Origin of the sequence: Leptolyngbya sp. FACHB-541, assembly GCF_014695875.1 — a bacterium.
Lineage (GTDB): Bacteria > Cyanobacteriota > Cyanobacteriia > Elainellales > Elainellaceae > JAAUTN01.
In genome coordinates, this window is sequence record NZ_JACJPC010000119.1 from 15,825 (window position 1) to 36,543 (window position 20,719).

Sequence of the window (20,719 nt, forward strand, 5' to 3'; positions counted from 1 at the left end):
CGAATCTTCAGCTTTCTTGGTTGAAAGTCCGCTCGCCAATTTTTAGTGCCGCAATCGCTTTGATTAATTCTTCTGGTTCAACAGGTTTTGCGAGGTGCTGTTGAAACCCTGCTGTCAGGGCTTGTTGCTGATTCAGTTCTCCTGCGTAGGCAGTGAGGGCGATCGCTGGAATGTTGCCGCCTTGCTCGGGTGGTAGGCTTCTCACCTGCTTGAGCAATGCGTATCCGTCCATGTCCGGCATTCCAATGTCGCTCAACAATAGGTCTTGTTTGGTGTGTGTCAGTGTGTGTAGTGCTGCTTCTGCGGATGCCACTGCAATCACCTCGGCTCCAGCCTGCTCTAATACAAACGCGAAGAAAGTACGGGTGTCCGTGTCGTCATCGACTAGCAAAACACGCAGCGACTTTAAAGGATGAGGGATGAAGGATGAAGGATGAAGGGGATCGGTTGCATCCTTTATCCCTGCCTCCTCATCCTTCAGCAGCGGTAGCCGGACGGTAAAGGTCGATCCCTGCTCTTCTCCGGGGCTGGCTACCGTGATCGTGCCACCGTGTAGTTCAACTAAATGCCGGGCGATCGCCAATCCCAGTCCCAGTCCCCCAAATTGTCGCGTGGTTGCTCCATCAGCCTGACGAAAGGCATCAAACACATGAGGCAGGAAGTCGGGAGTAATTCCTTTGCCCGTGTCGATGACGGTGATCTGAGCGTAATTCGTCCTTTGTCCTTGGGGATCTGTTTTGAATTGCTGACCTTTCACCCATGACCCGTGACCCTTGACTAATGACAGCCTCACCTCAACTTGTCCGCCTGGAGGCGTGAATTTGACGGCATTGGAGAGCAAATTCCAAATGACCTGCTGCAAGCGACCCGGATCGCCAGAAACCTTACCAACGGTTGGGTCAAGCACAGCCTGAAGGTTAATCGACTTTGTGGTTGCCGCGAGCTGAACCGTTTCAATTGCGGCTTGAATGGTTGTTGCTAGATCGACCGGGATGTTGTCCAGCCGCAGTTTGCCCTGGAGAATGCGGGAAACATCCAGCAGGTCTTCGATCAGTTGGGTTTGCAGTTTGGCATTGCGCTCAATGGTTTCCAGGGCGCGGTCGGTGGTTGCGGCATCAAATGAGCGTGATCGCAGCAGCTTAGACCAGCCCAAAATCGGGTTCAGTGGAGTTCGCAATTCGTGGGAAAGAATGGCTAAAAACTCATCTTTAATGCGATTTGCGGCTTCTGCGTTGGCTCTAGCTGTTTGCTCGGCGGTCAGGCTACGGGCAAGTTCGAGCTGCGCTTGATGCTGTTTGGTCACGTCGCGGATCGTAACAATTGCCAGAATGACTTTTCCTTGTTTATCTTGTACGGGAGTGCCGCTGTAGCTGCCAATCCAGGTTTTGTCAGTATCTCGACGACGAACCTGAATCTCATAGTTGGAGAAGGTTTCACCGTTGAGCGCTCTAGCGATCGGCCACTGCTCTACGGAGACAAAGTTGCCCTGCAAATCATGCACCTCAAAGGTGTCTGGAAGCTCTTGCAGGTGCCGTCGTACTTGCTCGACGGTGTCATACTCATGCAGGGCAAGCGCCGCCGGATTAAACGTCAACATGTTGCCTTGCGGGTCAGCAATCACTAACCCCTCAGTCATGTTGTTGAGAATTGCCTCAAGCTGTCCGACGCTTGTCTCTAGCTGATGCAGCAGTTGTTCGCGCTCGGCTTCGGCTTGCTTGCGATCGCTAATATCTAGAAATGCTGCGACTGAGCCTCTAACCTGTCCTTGCTCATCGAGCAGAGGTTTGGCATAACCAAACAAGCTAAAGCGACTGCCATCTGCTCGGACAATATCGACCTCTGTTCCTTTGATTTCTACATTGTGCAGGGCGGCATAGCGCAAGGGAAATTCATTGGGCGTGAGTTCGCGTCCTTCCTGAATGATTTTGTAGGACGGAGGCGGAGCATCAGCGGGGGTGTAAGAAACATTGGCATCTGGGATACTTCCCAACATTTTGGTAAAGGCTGGGTTGGCTTTGACCTGCCTAAACTCTGGATCTTGGGTAATCAGCACGCCAATTGGAATCACTTCAAACAGCGTTTGCAAATCCTGATTGAGGCTGGCGATCGCCTGTTCACGAGCGGCGATCGCCGCTGCCATTTCATCAAAGGCGCGTGCCAAATGCCCCAGCTCTCCCGTATCGTCAGCTAGTTCAGTGCGGGCGCTCAGGTCGCCACTTTTGAGCTGTTGAGCAGTTTGTACGAGGGATTGCACTTTGCGGGTGAGAAAAATATCTCCCCCAAACCAGGCAGCCGTCAGCGCCAAAACAGTGACGCATCCTAGCCCAACCAGATTTTCCACGAGCAGTTGGTTAGCTTCTGCAAAAGCAACGTTTCTGGGCACTCCAATTCTGATATGGACATCTTGATCAAAAGAGCCATGAGAGCCATTACCCAATGTGGTAAATGCATAAAGCTGCTCAACCCCATCTAAACTAGTGGCTTCAGTCGTACCCTCGCGCTGAGCCAAAATCCTTTGGGTGATAGGAGCATTCGGGACAGACTTGCCGACCCAATCTTGTGAATCTGGGTAGCGAACTAAAATCGTTCCGTTGCGGTCGGTTACGGTAACGGTCGAGCCTTCTGGTAACTCTGCTTCGGCAGCTAATCGATCCATCCAGTCCAGATCTAATGCTGCACTGACGATCGCCCTTACTTTCCCCGATTCATCTAAAATGGGATAACCAAAATTGAGCGTAGACTTACCTGTAATTCGCTCTACCTGATATTCGCCGATGGCAAAGTCACGATTAGCAAGCGCAAGACGAAAGTAAGCGCGATCGGCTACGCTAATCGACTGTGTTGTTGCAGGGGCACTACAAGTTAAGTTACCTGCTGCATCTGCTACCACAAAACCTGCGTAAGAACGATATTGCTTTAATAGATTAGCCAGCAGTTGGTTACAGGCTTCGGTATCTAGTTCATGAATTGCAGGTACTTGGGAAAGCGCGATCAACAATTGTCGTGCCCCCTCAATTGCTTGACGCTGACTAGCAGCCGTAGACTTTGTCAGTCGCAGCAGGCTTTCCTGCGCGTTTCTAGCCGCGCTCTGTCGTTGAGTATTAGCCGTATGCAGAATTAGCCCTAGTGCTGGAATGACTGCCAGAAGAACGAGCAGAATTAGGCGAAAGCGGAGGCTAGATAAGCAGGGATGACGAAACCAGGAGTGCATGATGGGCTTGCTCGATTTCCACTGGCTGAACTCAGTCTGCGATCGCTCTCATTCATTTCAACGATTGCCCTCTCACCATCCCCTCAGGTGACTGTTAGTTCTCAGCGTTCTAACTTTAAGGAATTTCTAATTTTAAGGAAGAGTAAATCAGATGGGAGAATAGTATACCGTCCTTAATCAGAGTTGTGAGAGCCAGTTTAATCTTTCATTAAATTACAGCTTGCCTGACTCTTTAGGTGGAAGACTTTTCCCACTAAAAAGCAGGAAATTTCAACAGGGCTTTTTTACGCTGATTGACCTTGTATTGACTTCTTCATAACGTTTATAACTAAAGGGGCAGTTGTAGGACAACTGACAGGCAGCCTTTGAAAGACTGCTAAACCTGTGATCTAAAAGATGAATGCCAACTCCGAGCATAACTTCATTGGTGACAGCGAGATGGCGGCACTTATGCAGTCCCATTTTGCAAATGCCGAAAACACCGCTAATGACTCGTCAGTGTCTATTGGAGCAATCGCAACCTGGTCGCCAAGTTTTAAGACAGCCCTAAATATTTTGTTGAATGCTTGCTCTCCCATGTTCCTGGTTTGGGGAAGCGATCGCCTTTTGTTTTACAACGATGCCTACTCTTTGCTGTTGCGGGCAAACGACCAGCCGATTCTCGTCGGTCAACCTATCAGCACCAGTTGGAATGAAAATTGGCGGCAAATCCAAGCCGATGTTGAGCAAGTGTTTGCTACAGGGCAACCCCGACGCTGTGAAAATCAACCCTTTCCGGGCGATTGCTCTGGTAGACAGTGTCATTACACCTGGTCTTATAGCCCTCTTTGGAATGAAGCAGGTCAAATAGATGGAGTATTTGCCACGGGGTGTAGAGTTTTAGTCGAAGATAGCCTGCCTACCCCCAGCAACCCTACCCCCCAGGACCTGGAAGAAGCGCTATACCGTCGAGAAGAGCAACTGCGGCTCGTGACCAACGCCGTTCCGGCTTTGATTGCCTACGTGGACAAAGACCATTACTACCGATTTAACAACCAAACCTATGAAGCCTGGTTTGGGCAACGTCCCTCAGACCTGACGGGCAAGCACGTTCTTGAGGTGTTGGGTGAGGCGGCTTACAAAACTGTGCTTCCTTACATGGAGCAAGCACTCTCAGGTCAGCGAGTTAGTTTTGAGAGCCAAATTTCTTACCAGACAGGCGGCACTCGTTACGTTAGTGCGGATTATGTTCCTCACGTCAATAGCCAGGGGGCTGTAGAGGGCTTTTTCAGCCTGGTGAGTGACATTACCGATCGCAAACGAGTAGAGGAGGCTCTGCGAGAGAGTGAAGCACAAATTCAACTCGCCGTTCAGATTGGTCGGCTAGGAAGTTGGCGCTATGACCCGGCTACCAACCTGGTTGAACTGGACAAGCGAATGCGTGAAATTTGGGGAGAGCCAGAGGATGTGGTTTTCCTTCCCCTATCAACTGTCCTGGAACGAATTCACCCTCAGGATCAGGAACGAGTGGTAAGCGCTATAAGCCATGCTCTTTCCCCAAGTTCTTCAGGCGGTTACGAAATTGATTACCGGCTCTTGGTAGGCGATGGCGTTGAGCGCTGGATTTCAGCGAATGGACAGGTTCAGTTTGACGGAGAGGGAGCATCCCGACAGCCAGTAGAATTCATTGGCACTGCGATCGACATCACTAATCGCAAGCAAACTGAAATGGCTCTGATTGCTCAAGAACAGCGTTATCGCTACATTTTTGAAGCAGTCAGCATTTCAATTTGGGAAGAAGATTTTTCTCAAGTCAGAGCGGCAATCGCCCAACTTAAAGCGTCTGGAGTTGAAGACTTTCGACAATACTTCACCCACCATCCGGAGTTTGTCCAACAGGCTATTGCAATGGTGCATCTGCGGGATGTCAATCAGGTAACGCTGCAGCTATTTGGGGCACAAAGCAAAGCAGAACTGTTGAATTCCTTACATCAGATCTTCACACCTGAAGCTGAAGCAATCTTTGTAGAAGAGCTGATCGCTATTGCGGATGAGAAACCCTCCTACGCTGCTGAAACTGTTTTGCAAACTTTGCAGGGCGATCGCTTTCCCGTTTGGTTTACCATCGCTTTCCCGCCTGCCTCGGCAGCCTATGACCGGGTGCTGGTTTCTCTGGTGGATATTAGCGATCGGGTCTACGCTGAAGCGGCTCTGCGCGAAAGTGAGTCCCGCTTTCGGGGTGTGGTCGAATCCAACATGGTTGGGATTCTCTTTTGGGATTCATCTGGCTGCATCACCGCTGGCAACGAAATGGCAGTGCAGATGTTGGGCTACAGCCAGGAAGAACTGCAATCAGGACAGGTGCAGTGGCAAAACATTACTCCTCTTGAGTTTCACGAAATTGATGCAGCCATGCAGGCACAACTGCTGGCAGATGGCGTATGTCCTCCCTTTGAAAAAGCTTACATCCGCAAAGATGGCACTCAGGTGCCCATCCTAATTGGCGGAGCCTTGTTGCCCGGTTATAGCGATCGCGGTGTTGCTTACTTCATCGATATCGCCGACCGCAAACAGGTCGAGAATGCTCTGCGTCAAAGCGAAGAACGCTATCGATATTTGGCTGAATCGATTCCCCAACTAGTTTGGACGGCAAACGCCGAAGGAATTTTGTTGGATATCAATCAGCGCTGGATGGACTATACGGGGCTAACGCTAGAGCAGGCTCAAATTGAAGGATGGCAAGCGGTCATTCATCCTGATGATATAGCTGAACTCACCCACGATTGGGCAGCCGCGCAACAGAACGACACCCACTATCAGGCAGAAGGGCGAATGCGACGAGCCGATGGAGTCTATCGCTGGCATTTGCATCAGGCGGTGCCGTTGAAAGATGCTCAGGGCAAAATTCTCAAATGGTTTGGCACTGCAACTGATATCGAAGAGCAGAAACAATTGCAGCAAGAACGGGAATATCTCCTGCAACGGGAACAAGCAGCCCGTGCCGAAGCAGAATCCGCCAACCGCGTTAAAGATGAGTTTTTGGCAGTGCTGTCCCATGAGTTGCGATCGCCCCTCAACCCCATTCTCGGTTGGTCGAGACTGCTGCAAGATGGCAAGCTCGATGAGACAAAAGCCAAACACGCTCTAGCAACGATCGAACGCAATGCCAAACTGCAAGCAGAACTAATCGAAGATTTGCTCGATGTTTCTCGAATTTTGCGCGGCAAGCTCAGTCTGGCAGTTAGCCCAGTCAATTTAGCAGCCACCATTCGAGCGGCGATCGAAACTGTGCGTCTCGCCGCAGAAGCTAAATCCATTCGCATAGAGCCAGATCTGGCTCCCAACACTCAAGCCGCAGGTGATGCAACACGTTTGCAGCAAGTGATGTGGAACCTCCTCTCCAATGCCGTCAAATTCACGCCTCCAGGCGGACTAGTGAAAGTGAGACTAGAGCAAGTTGAGAGCGATAGAGAGGCTCAAATTACCATTACCGACACGGGCAAAGGAATTGACCCCAGCTTCCTTCCCTATATCTTTGACTACTTTCGGCAGGCAGATAGTGCAACTACGCGGCAGTTTGGCGGGTTAGGACTGGGATTGGCGATCGTGCGGCACCTGGTTGAACTGCATGGTGGCACCATTCAAGCCGAAAGCAAAGGGGAAGGACTAGGAGCTACTTTTATCGTTAGGCTACCGCTTTTAAAGGACGAGAATGGAGGGATGAATGAAACCGATCCCCTTCATCCCTCATCCTTCATCCCTCATCCCCTAGCCCACGTTTGCGTTTTGCTAGTAGATGATGATACCGATACCCGTGAACTTGTTGAGTTTCTGCTAGAACAGGCTGGTGCAAAGGTGACAGCCGTCACGACCGCAGGAGAAGCACTGTCAATATTGAAGCGTTCGCCACCCGATGTCTTGTTGAGCGACATTGGTATGCCAGATATGGATGGCTATATGCTGATGCGCCAGGTGCGAACATTACCTCCAGAGCAAGGTGGACAGGTCAAGGCGATCGCCCTCACTGCTTATGCAGGTGATTTCAACCAGCAACAGGCGCTAGCCGCAGGATTTCAACAGCACATGTCCAAACCAATTGACCCCGAAATGTTAGTCAAGGCGATCGCAGCCCTCACTGGAACTTTACCGAATCGATATCATCAGGATAGATAAAGGAAAACACTAATTTGCAGTTCGCTGCACGGGTCATGCGTTTAAATTCGTTGATTACAAAACTGTCGCTGATTGTAGGGATTGGCGTTTCTGTGCCGCTGTGGGCAACAGGAGCGATCGCCGCCGAACGGGTTGTCCTTAAATACAGCGTTTTGAGACAGTCGGTTTCTGTCGCTGAACTGACCACGCTAGCCGAAACGGGAGAAACGTCGCGATCGCTGCGTCGCTATTTGCGGTTAGCGGGCAAACAGCCTGAAGAAGTGCGCCAGACCTTAACCGAAGAAGCACAAGTAAACGTGGTTTTGGTCGATCGCGGGTTGAACAATCCAATCGGCGATACTGTGCTTGACCAAGTTGGGGAAGCCATTTATCCACCGTCCGGTGAAGCTAGCCGGGAGGCATTGCGATCGGCTCTGGTCCTTTCAGCCAGTGATGACGACCGGATTAGCTTAATCGAAGTGATTCAAAACTACCCGACTGACGAGGTGGTGGTTGATGGCGATCGCCTCGTTGCAGCCTACGGTCAGCTTCAAGCGATTCAAGAACGCTTTGGCGGACTTCTGGAAGGTGGGCTAGAAGGCGTGTTCGATAATATTCAGTTTTGAGAAGCTTGAGAAGATCAAAAGCTCTGCCTCCTGAAAGTACAAGAAGCAGAGCTTTATAAACAATATTTGTAACAGACTGGAGACAATACAGTCTGTATCTGAAGCTGCACAGCCTGGAGCGTAAATGGGGCACACTCCAAACTATGCAGCTCCAAAGGGAATTGGGATAAGGTCGGAACCTCAATAAGCCAAAGTCTCTAAAGTTTCGCGCAAGTATCGACGCACAAGCTGATCTTGGCTGAGTGGCGGATGCCGCTCGTCGCTACGCTCAGTTTGCCAGCGCTTGAACCCAGAACTGGAGGCGATCGCCCGCTTTAAGCTATCCCAGACCTGTTCATCTCCAGGGGACTGTATACCAGAAGGGAAAGAAGTAATAGCCATAGAAGTTTCAGGAATGGTGCAAGGATTAAGGGAAAATTTTGTTTCCCTTAATCACAGCATAGCGTAGTCAATCTATTTGACTGTGTTGAGCTACACGGTTGGGCAAATATAGTGCAAAATTCATGAATGAGGAGGCTCAGATGTCGATTCTGCAGGAGTGCCTGGTTCAGTATCTGGCTGAGCATCGGGTTGAATGTCTTGCGATTCCCACGCCAGCATTTCTTCTATCACTTCCTCTGCTGCCTGTTCTTCAATCACCGAGGCGGCTTCAGCCTCCGGAGTTGCCTCAGGTGCGATCGCCTCTTCAACATCTGAAATCTCAGCCGCAGTAACCGTTTCTGCCTCTGTTAGATCAGGGAATGGCTGACCGACTGGAGTCGTCTCCGCCTCTGAGGGCGACGTTTCTAATTCCTGATCTGGAATGGGTGCAACTTCCGCTTCGACGGTGACGGCCTCATCTACAGCCACTTGGTTTTCCGCTGTTTCAGTTTCTGCAATTTCGGCTGTGGCAGTTTCTTCGCCTGTAGGAACTGCTGCTGCAACGGTTGCCGCATCTGAAGCGATCGCCTCTACAACAGGTATTTTCTCTGTCTCCGCAGCCGCTTCAGGCTTAGCAACGACTACGGGTTGTGGAGGGGGGGCGATCGCAGGCAAAATCTGCTTGACGCGCAGCCCCAAGACGGTAAAATCTTGCCCAACTCGCTCTAAGGGGTAGGGTTCCGCAGCAGCAAATTTAGCTTCACCCGCCAACAGCACCCGCACAACGCTCAAGGGAACTTGCAAAAACAGATTGCAGCCCAGAAACGCGCTCGCTGCTACCAGCAACCCGACCAGCCGCCCAGAGAAGGGGGTTACTTCTGCCGCGAGTGGGGCAAGTTTGTAGAGTTGCCAGAGGATGATCGTCAGAAGGATTGGGGCGATTACAGTCAACACCCGCACTTCTTGAGACTTGAAGAAACGCAGCATTCGCCGCTCTTCATCAGTGAGTTGGGCAGGCTGAATGGCGATCGCCAGCAGACTAAAAATGTAAAAGGGACGCTGCCACTGCATCCAAAAAATAGGTGCAATTCCCACTGCGGCAACAAACCCTAGCTCCAGCACTGCAGGCAGGAGAGGATCACCCGCCGCCAGTCCTAACAAACAAATTTCCAAAAAAATCGGTAGCGCAGCAATACCCGCCAGGTGAATCCACAGGTAAGGATCAGACCAAAAAGAACGCATACCCAATCTGCATCAGAGGCAACACTGTCATAGTAATCGGGAATGGGGATCGTAGATCAATCAGGTCTACTGAACCCGATTAGAAGCCGCAGTTTGCTGTTCTGAGTACATAGCCCGCAGCACCAGCGCCGGATCAACCCAGTTATCGTTATATTTCAGTCCCCAGTGCAGGTGAGGCCCGGTCGTCCGTCCCGTCATGCCGACTCGACCAATGCGCGCCCCAGCCAGCACTTCTCGCCCTTCCCAAATCTGCAAACCGCCTTCTCGGTCAATCATGTAGCGCCCCTGACTATTGGACTCAACATGTCCCTGCATGTGGCAGTAGATGTGCAGCCAGCTTCCAGACTCCACCACGACCGAAGTACCGCAGTTGCTATCGTCTGTCACTTCAACGACGGTACCTGACCACCAGTTGCGAATGTAGCTGCCAGAGGGGGCAGCCATGTCCAAGCCGTAGTGAAATTCCTGGCTGTAGCCACCCATTGGAGACGAGCGATAGCCAAATGGAGACGTGTACTCCTGAAAGCCTTCTAGCGGAAAGGAAGCCCCTTGCCACTGGTTCACTGCCATCTCACTGGGATCAATTTGAGCAACTTCCTGTTCTGGATTCACCGCCTCAGCATCTGCATCGATCGCCAAAGTCTCCCTTTCTGGCTCAGATGAAGCAGCATCCACACCCGGTTTTGCTTCTGCATCGGTACGCACCTCTGCATCGAGAGGAGGATCGGCCGCCGCATCTGGAGCAGCCTCTCGAACCAGATCTGAAAGACCATTGCCAGGTACATGGCTGAGATCGAGCGCCCCGCCAATTTCCTGGTGCGTTTCTAGAACAACCAGCGCTGTCAGACCCAGCCCAAACAACAGCAGCAATTTCCCAAACCGAACAGAATTCTTTTGCATCATTAACAGCGCGACTTCTTGTGATTCCTCAGGAGTAAATGACTAAGAACGGGGATCAAGTAACACTTCTTGCTGGTTTATACAAACGCGGTATCTGATAAAAGTCCTTTGCATTGATCAGGACATCTGTCAAATACCTCGTCTTTATGAAATCTCGAACCCAACTTATGTTCCTAGACGCGCAAGCTAACTTTGCTGCTGTGCCGGGTGAAGAAAAATATTCAAGTCTAAAGATACTAGATTAATTGCAGAAATGTGTGACTGTTAAAAAAATTCCTGGTTCCCTATCAATTTCCTACATCGCCCGCTTTTGTGGAAACGGGATACCTTATAGGAGTGTAGCGTTAACAAAACTTCACGATGAATCCACCTGATTCTCGCAGGCTGCAATTTACTCCAGAGTTAAACATTTGCCGCATTCTCAACGGCATGTGGCAGGTGTCGGGGGCACATGGCGCGATCGCTCCCCAACGAGCGGTCCAGAGTATGTTCGATTACTTTGATGCAGGCTTTACCACCTGGGACCTAGCAGATCACTACGGCCCGGCTGAGGATTTTATCGGTGAGTTTAGACGACAGATTTCTGCAACGCGCGGTACGGCAGTCTTGCTTAGCCTGCAAGCGTTTACCAAATGGGTGCCACGCCCTGAACGCATGACCCGCAACCTGGTTGAGGAAAACGTTGACATCTCACTGCGGCGAATGGATGTGCCATCCCTAGACCTGCTCCAGTTTCATTGGTGGGAATATCGCAACAAAAGCTATCTGGATGCGCTCAAATACCTCACAGAACTGCAAAACGAGGGCAAAATCAAGCGCCTGGCCCTAACCAACTTTGACACAGAGCATTTACAAACTGTTCTAGAAAACGACATTCCAATTGTCTCCAACCAGGTGCAATTTTCTCTGATCGATCGCCGTCCCCTGGTTCGTATGGTACCGTTTTGTCAGAAGCACCACGTTAAGCTGCTTGCCTACGGCACAGTCTGTGGGGGGCTATTGTCGGAGCGTTATTTGGGGCAGCCCGAGCCCGAGCGAAGCTCACTCGATACGGCTTCGTTGAGAAAGTACAAGAACATGATCGATGTGTGGGGTGGTTGGGAGTTATTTCAAAGCCTGCTCTCGGCACTCCAGCTTATTGCCCAAAAGCACGGGGTGAGCATCGCCAACGTCGCAACGCGTTGCGTTTTAGATCAGCCAACGGTAGCAGGTGTGATTGTGGGGGCACGGTTAGGTGTGTCAGACCATTTGCAGGACAATGCTAGAGTTTTTGACCTGACGCTAGACGAGGACGATCGCTCCCAAATTGATGCTGTACTCAGACAATCCCGCGACCTATACCAACTGATTGGCGACTGCGGCGATGAATATAGGAGATAGCAGTCGATAGCAAGGCGATAACTGCCTGTATAGCTATCTCCTGTATAACTATATGTAACGGTGTGTCTCCCAATTTGCATTCAATGTTTCCTTAATTCGGGGCAATACTACACCCCTACTAGCGGCCATGACCATGACTACTCCTGGCACTTCTCCTGGCAGCATGTTGGCAGCCTTGTCACAGGGCGATCGCAAAGGCGATCTCACCCGCCGCGTTAAGGATCTTCCCGTTCCTCAATTTGCTAGCCTGCTCGAACAAATTACAAGAGAGTTTGAGCATTTTCTCAGGGCGATCGAAATGATCAACAACGAAGCCCTGGAAACGATGCTGGAGCAAATCCTGGAGGCATTCACGCTGAAAATCGGGCAGATTTTGCAGGCCGATCGCACTACCATCTTTCTGGTTGACGAAGAAAGGGAGCAGCTCTGGTCAAAGATTGCCCAGGGCGAAGGCGAAAAATCTTTAGAAATTCGGGTTCCGCTGAATGTTGGCATTGCCGGACACGTCGCCGCAACCGGAAAATGCCTCAACATTGCCGATGTTTACAGCCATCCCCTATTCAACCGGGATGTCGATCGGCAGACGGGCTATCGCACCCGCAACGTCCTTTGTATGCCGATTTTTAGCACCAAAAATCGCGTCGTTGCCGTCGTGCAACTGATGAACAAGGCGGGCAATGAACCGTTTGATTCTGATGACGAACGCCAGTTTCGCGAGTTCGCTTCATCCATTGGCATCATTCTAGAAAGCTGCAACTCGTTCTACATTGCCGCCCGAAATCAGAAAGGCGTAGCGGCTCTGCTAAAAGCTACCTCCTGTCTGGCACAAAGCCTGGATCTGGAAAAAACCCTACGAGCCGTGATGGACGAAGCTCGTGGACTCATGCAGGCTGACCGCAGCACCTTGTTTCTGCTGGATCGAGAACAGGGGCAACTTTGGTCAAAGGTGGAAACCGCCGATGGCAGCACGCTGATGGAGATTCGCATTCCAGCAGACCGAGGCATTGCAGGCTATGTTGCTTCCACTGGGCAGGCGTTAAACATTCCCAATGCTTACGAGGATCCGCGCTTTGATCCGTCTACTGACAAACGCACGGGCTACCGCACCCGCAACATTCTCTGTATGCCCGTCTACAACTCAGAAGGAGTGCTGATTGGTGTCACCCAACTGATTAACAAGCACCAGGGCAGCTTTACCAGTTCCGACGAAGAATTCATGCGGGCGTTCAACATTCAGGCGGGAATCGCACTGGAAAACGCTCAACTATTTGAAAGCGTGTTGCTAGAAAAGCAGTACCAAAAAGATATGCTGCAAAGCTTGTCGGATGCCGTAATCTCGACCGACATGCAGGGCAGAATTGTCACCATTAATGACGCAGCACTGGAGCTATTGGGCTGTCCGCGCCAGAAGGAAGGCGATCGCCACCAAGAAAATTTTTGGATAGAGCAGCTTGTCGGTCGTCTGGTTTGGGAAGTAGTGCCGATTGACAATCTGCAAATGCGGGTTGAGGACAGCCTTAAACTTGGCGCAAAGCATTACGTCCCTGAACAAAGCCTGACAGTTGGGTTATTTGTCAACCAGCCAGACGATCCTGCCGACCGGAATGGCAATGGAAGTGGGGCAGGAATGTATGCAATGGCAATGCGCGATCGCCACAACTCCAACAGCTTCCTTCCCTGGAATCTGACGACAGCCAAAAGCAAAGCGCATCCCATCTCCCCCATTCCTCAAGAACAGGTGCGAGAAATAGAGCGCAGCATTAACTTAACCGTCAATCCCTTGACCAATCCAGAAGGCACCGTCCGAGGTGGTCTGGTGGTGCTGGAAGACATTAGCCAGGAAAAGCGGATGAAAGCGACGATGTACCGCTACATGACGCCTGGAGTAGCAGAGCGAGTCATGGCCTTGGGCGAAGATGCGCTGATGGTCGGTGAACGCAAAGAAGTCACCATCCTATTTTCTGACATTCGCGGCTACACCTCCCTCACCGAAAAGATGGAAGCGGCAGAGGTCGTCTCGCTGCTAAACAACTACTTTGAAACGATGGTAGAAGCGGTCTTTAACTATGAAGGCACGCTCGACAAATTCATCGGTGATGCCCTGATGGCGGTATTTGGTGCGCCGCTGCCATTGACCGAAAACCATGCCTGGATGTCTGTACAGTCGGCGCTGGATATGCGGCGGCGATTAGCAGAATTTAACCAAAATCGCCGGATTAAGCATCAGCCTCAAATCCGCATCGGCATCGGCATCAGTTCTGGAGAAGTCGTATCGGGCAACATCGGCTCCCAAAAGCGGATGGATTATACCGTCATTGGCGATGGTGTAGACATCAGCTCTCGCCTAGAAGGAGTCACCAAGGAATATGGCTGTGACATCATTCTGAGCGAGTACACCTACGGGCTATGTCGAGAACACATCGTCGTGCGAGAGCTAGACCGAATTCGAGTCAAAGGTAAGACAAAGCCGATCAGCATTTACGAGTTGATTGGCGATCGCCACCATACCCTCGACGATCAGACCCATGAGTTCCTGGCGCTCTATGAGCAGGGACGGTCAGCCTACACAGAGATGAACTTTCAGCAGGCGATTCGCTGCTTTGAGAAAGCGCAGCGCTTGCAGCAAGACGACCGGGCGATCGCGGTCCACCTGGAGCGCGCCAATGCTTACCTAATCAGCCCGCCCCCTACTGCCTGGGATGGTGTCCACACCATGACTACAAAATAGTCAGAATTTCTTAGACCTCTAACGTGAACGGTAGCGCGGTTGAGCCGTGCTACTTGTTTATGCTCAAAAATGGATTGGTACAAAAGGGCCCCTGTGTTGCGTGCAATTACGGTGTGTTGCGAATTCAGCCAAATGGCTCAACTCATTGCACAACAATGAGGCATAGATTATTACGTAGCCCTCTGTGAAATTTCGTAGATCTGCGAAATTTCCTAAGTAGGTCTAGGTACGCTTACCTGGACGCTACTTATTCTGTCGCAGCATTTATTCTGTTGCCACATTTTTAGATCATCTACTCCATCGGTGTGTTTCGCAGCCTTTGCTCTTTAAGCCTGGATATCTTCAATGGAGAAAAGCGTGCTACTAGAATATGTACCCATCTATACCCCCTGTCGGGATAACACACCCGTGGAAAGCCTGACTAATCTATGGGCATCTTGCTATACAACCGATCTATCCATACTCTCTTCAGAGACAGGGCAAGAAGCAGTTGTAACCCTCGTCAAAACTTCTTCTCCAACGGGACGCAGCCAAACGGTTAAGCAGCTAAAACGAGTGCTGCAACTCAACTGTGAACGAGCAGGAATTCAGACTAATACGCTCTTCTCTTACATTCCCAATGTAGTCAACCTCAGCGATGCCCAGCGAATTGCCACTGCTGCAACGCGACTTTACACACAGGTTCTAGACTTTTACGAGCAGCAGTCACCGTCGCCTTCGTCGTTTGTGCTGATGCCGTCGTTGGGCATTCAGGCGATCGCACAACTATTAGAAGAACTTGAACCCTCCCTACAAGAATTGCGGCTTCAGCACTTTGCTGCAAAAGACCCAAGGGCGATCGGCTTTTTGAGTACGCAGTTTCATTTCACCACTCAATTTTTGCTGAGCAGACTCACCCCCACCGAGCAATTACTGCTCTCGCCTTACTTCAGGTTTCTTGAAGAGCAAGTTTGCATTCCCTGGAAGCGCGTCTGTCAAGCAGCTGCGGGATACACTGTGCAGTCTCCCAGTTTGGCTCTAGTTCGACAAATGTTGCCCTACAGTCATGACATTGCCGTTGCTGTATTTCAACGTGCCCTTGAGATAAACCCGCATTATCAAAGTCGGCGGGGAACGTTGAGCGACCCGGGCATTATGACATCTAGCATTCGCGACATGCAGATGTTTCAGGGCTACCTCTGGCTTTCCATTCTTGAAGGCAGCACAACATCAATTGAAGAAGAGCTAGTGCCTCTGTGCATGATGGTTTATCCAACCGTTGGTGTCTCCTGGGATCTAGCTCACCAGGGAGTCCAACTTTTGCTCGAAGAGATTCAAGCCCGGATACAGTCTGAGTATCTTGAAATTTTGCTGCCCTATGCTCAAGCAATGCAATTTTCCTTTGCAGAGCTTTTGCAGAAGGACGTTTAATATTGAATCCGCTTACAGGGTAGGGATATCGGTAGAGGCAAAGCCTTCGGCAGAAGCCCTTACAGAAATTGCTGTAAGTTGCAGAGTTTATGCCCGAATGCTTTCGCCCCCTACACAAAGATAGTGTCTCTTTATAAGGTGGATTTCGTATTAGTTAGGCTGTTGCAGCGGCAACACAATCGTAAATGTTGAGCCTTGTCCAGGCACGCTACTGGCAGTAATAGTGCCACCGTGCCGCTCAGCTATTTTTCGGCAGATTGCTAGCCCAATTCCTGTACCTTCGTACTCGCTGGAACTGTGCAAACGTTGAAACACGGTGAAAATTCGATCAGTATAATTCTGAGCAAAGCCAATTCCATTGTCGGTAACGATAATTTGGCACCGGGCATTCTGTAGAGGATTGGAACCATCCAGACACGCAGAGTTGAAAATCTGACTGCGAATCAGAACGATGGGTGGAACGTCAGGTTGGTGAAACTTAAGGGCATTGCTAAGCAAGTTTTGCAGCAGTTGGCGCATTTGCGGCGGATCTGCATCAATGGTGGGCAGTTCTTCTACGGTTATCTGTGCTTTTACCCGTTGAATTTGAAATTCCAGGTCAGACAAAACTTCTTGAATCACTTCGTTAAGGTTAACTTTGACGAAGGGTTTTGCTCTGGTCGTGATGCGAGAGACAGACAACAGGTCGTTGATCAGGACTTGCATTCGCCTAGCAGCGGTTTGCATTCGCTCCAGGTAATCTTGCCCTTCGGGGGTGAGGGCTTGGCTGTATTGGCTCTTGAGCCGATCGCCAAATGCCTGAATTTTTCGCAACGGCTCCTGCAAATCGTGAGAGGCGATCGCCGCAAAATCTTCTAATTCTTGATTGCTCTGCTGCAGTCGAGTGGTGAATTGCCGTAACTCTGCCTCCGTTTGCCTGCGTTCTGTGATGTCTCGAACATTGCACTGAATCACCTGCCTGCTGCCCGCCTGATAGACATTGCTAATAAACTCCACCTCAATATGCCGCCCGTAGCGTGTCCGTAGCAGCAAATTGTCGTAGCGTAGGTCGCCTTGCTCTATCAGCGTTTGGAAAGTCTGTTGTCCTTCTGCCTCAGAAACGAAACCAAGTTCCCATAGTTTCTTCCCGACTAGCTCTTGGTAGGCATAGCCTAGCAACTTGAGAAGCGATGGGTTTGCATCTGTGATGCTGCCATTCTCAGGCGCAACAACCAGAATGCCATCCTGAGCGCTTTCAAATAGCCGCCGGTAAAGGGTCTCAGAGGCGGTCAGATTGACTTCTGCCTGTTTGCGCTCGGTTACGTCTGTCACCATCACGAGGGTGCTAACGAATTTGCCATCTTCGTTAAACATGGGGGTGGCTGAGACGATTGCCCACAGAGAATCTCCAGTGCGGCAGCGAAACCGCAAGTCGTGCTGCCCTCTCAGACCATGCTGTTTGGCAAACGGAACGGCGATCGCTGTGCGGGCTTCGTCATCGACAAAGTCCAGCAGCGAACGGCCCAGCATCTCTGCCACAGAATAGCCCAGCATGTCGCCCATCTGCTGATTGACGTAGCTCGTTTTGCCCTCAACGTCAAACAGCCAGATTCCCTCCTGCGTGGTGGCGACGATGCGTTGAAATAGGTTTCTATCAGTTTGCAGTCCTGCTTCAATCTGTTTGAACTCGGTAATGTCTCCTACCACGACCCCAACACACTGATTGGGCATGGGGAATGCGGTGAGCGACAGCACGGTCTGAATTTTTCGGCGGTTTCGGTAGCGAACTTCGCCCAGGCTCCTAGTTTGCGCAGAGCGAATGACCTCAACGTAGAAATCAGCAGGTTCGATGCCCAAAAAAGCTGGAAAGGGAGCCGCGATCGCCTCACGCAACAATTGGTCTAGCGGCATCTCCAAAATTTTGCCCATTGCCGAATTAGCCGTAATGAGCTGAAAACTATTAGGATCATCCAGATTTTTTAGGTGCCAAATGATCAAACCAACTGGTACACAATTGACAATATCGCGGCTCAGATTTTGGGAATTGCTCAAATCTTCATCACCGCTCAGATCCAAATGATCGCCCAGATGGGCTTTAGCACGATTGGTATAGAACGATGTCTCTTCTGCCATTACAGGTTGCAGTGACTCGTGTCCTGCCCCAGATTTGGGATGCCAATTCCTAGCTGCGATTGCGCTGCAATGACCCGTTGGGCTGCTTGGCTATCGAGCGGCTTTGAGAATAAGTATCCCTGTCCATACTCACATTTGAGCGATCGCAGTTGTGCCAGTTGCTTGAGAGTTTCTACCCCCTCTGCAACCACATCCATACCTAGATTCCAGGCAAGGGTGATGATGGTGCGAACGATCGCCAACTGTTCGCCGTCCGCATCCACTTTTTTAATAAAAGACCGATCAATTTTCAAAGTATCGATTGGAAAACGATGTAAATAGCTGAGCGAAGAATAGCCCGTACCAAAGTCATCCATTGAAAGCTGAATTCCTAGCGATCGCACTTGTGCCAATAAGTCTGCAGCTGATTCTAAGTTTTCCATCAGCGCACTTTCGGTAATCTCAAGTCTTAAGGATCGAGTATCTAGATGCGTATCTTGCAGAACTCGTTCGATTTGGCGAATCAAGCGCGGTGTGAATTGTTTGCTTGATAGGTTCACGCTCAATGACAAAGGCAGTTTCATCGGAAACTCAGCGTGCCAAATCTGCATTTGACGACAGGCTTCTCGCAAAACCCAATCTCCAATTGGAATAATTAGCCCCGTCTCTTCCGCTATAGGAATGAATTCGACGGGGGAAATGAAACCACGAGTGGGATGTTGCCAGCGCAACAGCGCCTCAAACCCAACCACACAGCGGGTTTTGAGCGAAACAATAGGTTGGTAGTAAAGCTGAAATTCCTGGCGATCGCCCGTTAACTGATCAGCCGCGATCGCCCGCCGCAGGTCAGTCTCCAGATGCAGGAGGGCTAACGCTCGAACATGCATTCCAGTATTAAAGATTTCGTATCGCGCCCTGCCCTGAGCTTTCGCCCGATACATAGCGGTATCTGCATCGCGCAGCAGATCTTCTGGCAGTTCATACCCTGTTTCACTCAGAGCAATGCCAATGCTAGCGCTGGTGAACACTTCGTGCCCGTTCAGGCTAAATGGTAACGTGAGTTCTTGCTGCACCCGATCTGCAATGGTGGTAACGCTATTGACATCATTGATATCTTCTAGCAAGATCACAAATTCATCGCCGCCTAACCTGGCAACCGTGTCAGTGGGGCGGAGACAGTCACACAGTCGCTGGGCGATCGCCATCAGCAACTCGTCGCCTAGCATGTGACCCAAGCTATCGTTGATCACTTTAAAGCGATCAACATCGATAAACAAAACCGCAAACTGATAGCTGGAATCACGCTTCGCCATTTGGACAACCTGCTTGAGCCGGTCAGTCAGCAGGGCACGGTTTGGCAAACCTGTCAGTGCATCATAAAAAGCATCGTGTAAAAGCTGCTCTTCTGCCTGTTTGTGAGTTGTGATGTCAGTTTGAGAGCCTGCAATGCGGGTCGCCTTGCCCTTGGCATCGCGTACTGCCAACCCTCGGCTCAGCATCCAGCGATAGGTGCCATCCCGATGCAGCATTCGATGTTCATTTTCAAAGTGAGGCGTTAGCCCGTCTAAATGAGCTGCAATTTTGACCTTGACCCAATCTAGATCTTCTGGATGAACCCGTTCAAACCACTCGTCTAGCTGGTTTGTGATCTCCTCATCAAGATATCCCAGCATTGATTTCCATCGAGGTGAAAAATAGATCTCGCTGGTTTTAAGGTTCCAGTCCCAAATACCGTCATTTGCGCCTCGTACGGCTAGAGCATAGCGCTCTTCACTCTCTCGCAACGCTGCTTCAGACTGTTTGCGATCGCTCACATCTGTTTGCAAGCCGACAAAGTAAGTGAGTTCGCCTTGTGAGTCAAAAACTGGGTTGACGCTAAGTTCGTTCCAAAAGGGAGTGCCGTCTTTACGGTAGTTGAGCAAAACGCAGGTATGAGGACAAGCCTGAGCGATCGCCTCTCGCAACTGCTGCAGGGTTGTTGCATCTGTCTCTTTGCCCTGTAGGAAGCGACAGTTGCACCCCAGCACCTCTTCCTGGGTGTAACCTGTGACAGCTGTAAAGCCTGGATTTGCAAAAATAATTGGATTATTAGGCTGTTTGGGGTCTGTAATCACGACGCCTGTTGTGATGTTGGCGATCGCAGAAGCGAGTCGGCTATTTTCCTGCAGTGCCTGACGCAATTTTTCGAGTGTGTGAGTCCGCTCAATGGCATGGGAAATGGCTCGTTCTAGCCCCGTTGCATCAATTTGTCCTTTGATTAAATAATCGGCTGCACCTGCTTTCATTGCAGCAACGTCACTTCGGGAATCTCCTTGCCCTGTCAACAAAATAATGGGTGCTTTGCAACCGTCAGCAGTGGCTTGCTCCAATAGCTCCACTCCATTTTTGATGCCCAGACGAAAATCAACAAGATAAACATCGTGCTGATTTTTGCTCATGATTTCCAAGGCATTGTCATAGTTGCGAATCCACTCAACTTCAAACTTCTTTTCTTGGATGTCACGGAAAAGGTTTGAGGTAATGATGTAATCGTCCTCGTCGTCCTCCACCAGGAGAACTTTGGTTGTAGCGTTATCCATCGGTGGATGTTATTTAAGGCACATTGTGAGTGTCCTTATGATGCCCTTAATTCAGGTTAAA

At 50.5% G+C, this 20,719-nt stretch carries 11 protein-coding genes; 5 read left to right on the forward strand and 6 right to left on the reverse strand.

What is annotated here, in order from left to right; genetic code table 11:
• Positions 1 to 7 precede the first annotated feature (7 nt).
• On the reverse strand, positions 8 to 3,211 hold the full coding sequence (locus H6G00_RS26200) for an ATP-binding protein (RefSeq protein ID WP_190798970.1): 3,204 nt from the start codon (positions 3,209 to 3,211) through the stop codon (positions 8 to 10).
• A gap of 396 nt (positions 3,212 to 3,607) precedes the next feature.
• On the opposite strand from H6G00_RS26200, the gene H6G00_RS26205 reads away from it, so the two are divergent.
• Together H6G00_RS26205 and H6G00_RS26210 are read left to right on the forward strand one after the other, a co-directional pair.
• Positions 3,608 to 7,363: a PAS domain S-box protein gene (locus tag H6G00_RS26205; RefSeq protein ID WP_190798971.1), complete on the forward strand. Its 3,756-nt coding sequence runs from the start codon at positions 3,608 to 3,610 to the stop codon at positions 7,361 to 7,363.
• A 35-nt stretch (positions 7,364 to 7,398) separates the two neighbouring features.
• Complete coding sequence (locus tag H6G00_RS26210) at positions 7,399 to 7,968, forward strand: alpha/beta hydrolase (RefSeq protein ID WP_190798972.1); 570 nt, start codon at positions 7,399 to 7,401, stop codon at positions 7,966 to 7,968.
• Positions 7,969 to 8,148: 180 nt separating this feature from the next.
• On the opposite strand, the gene H6G00_RS26215 is transcribed toward H6G00_RS26210, so the two are convergent.
• The 3 genes from H6G00_RS26215 to H6G00_RS35735 all read right to left on the reverse strand — a co-directional run bounded on the left by H6G00_RS26215 (position 8,149) and on the right by H6G00_RS35735 (position 10,473).
• Positions 8,149 to 8,349: a hypothetical protein gene (locus H6G00_RS26215; protein ID WP_190645810.1), complete on the reverse strand. Its 201-nt coding sequence runs from the start codon at positions 8,347 to 8,349 to the stop codon at positions 8,149 to 8,151.
• Positions 8,350 to 8,469: 120 nt separating this feature from the next.
• Positions 8,470 to 9,570, reverse strand: a complete 1,101-nt coding sequence (locus tag H6G00_RS26220) for a low-complexity tail membrane protein (RefSeq protein ID WP_190798973.1) — start codon at positions 9,568 to 9,570, stop codon at positions 8,470 to 8,472.
• A gap of 66 nt (positions 9,571 to 9,636) precedes the next feature.
• Positions 9,637 to 10,473 (reverse strand): M23 family metallopeptidase, encoded by an 837-nt coding sequence (locus H6G00_RS35735; protein WP_242042509.1) that lies wholly within the window; start codon positions 10,471 to 10,473, stop codon positions 9,637 to 9,639.
• Positions 10,474 to 10,830: 357 nt separating this feature from the next.
• On the opposite strand from H6G00_RS35735, the gene H6G00_RS26230 reads away from it, so the two are divergent.
• From H6G00_RS26230 to H6G00_RS26240, 3 genes are all read left to right on the forward strand, one after another.
• A complete protein-coding gene (locus tag H6G00_RS26230) occupies positions 10,831 to 11,850 on the forward strand; it encodes an aldo/keto reductase (protein ID WP_190798974.1) in 1,020 nt (339 codons plus the stop codon).
• A gap of 127 nt (positions 11,851 to 11,977) precedes the next feature.
• Positions 11,978 to 14,578 (forward strand): GAF domain-containing protein, encoded by a 2,601-nt coding sequence (locus tag H6G00_RS26235; RefSeq protein WP_190798975.1) that lies wholly within the window; start codon positions 11,978 to 11,980, stop codon positions 14,576 to 14,578.
• Positions 14,579 to 14,923: 345 nt separating this feature from the next.
• Positions 14,924 to 15,988, forward strand: coding sequence for a hypothetical protein (locus tag H6G00_RS26240; RefSeq protein WP_190798976.1), 1,065 nt, complete (start codon positions 14,924 to 14,926; stop codon positions 15,986 to 15,988).
• 150 nt (positions 15,989 to 16,138) lie between these two features.
• Here H6G00_RS26240 and H6G00_RS26245 read toward each other — a convergent pair whose 3' ends face one another.
• Positions 16,139 to 18,100 (reverse strand): PAS domain-containing sensor histidine kinase, encoded by a 1,962-nt coding sequence (locus tag H6G00_RS26245; RefSeq protein ID WP_190798977.1) that lies wholly within the window; start codon positions 18,098 to 18,100, stop codon positions 16,139 to 16,141.
• Positions 18,100 to 20,658: an EAL domain-containing protein gene (locus H6G00_RS26250; RefSeq protein WP_190798978.1), complete on the reverse strand. Its 2,559-nt coding sequence runs from the start codon at positions 20,656 to 20,658 to the stop codon at positions 18,100 to 18,102. Before H6G00_RS26250 ends, H6G00_RS26245 begins: the two co-directional genes overlap by 1 nt.
• Positions 20,659 to 20,719 lie beyond the last annotated feature (61 nt).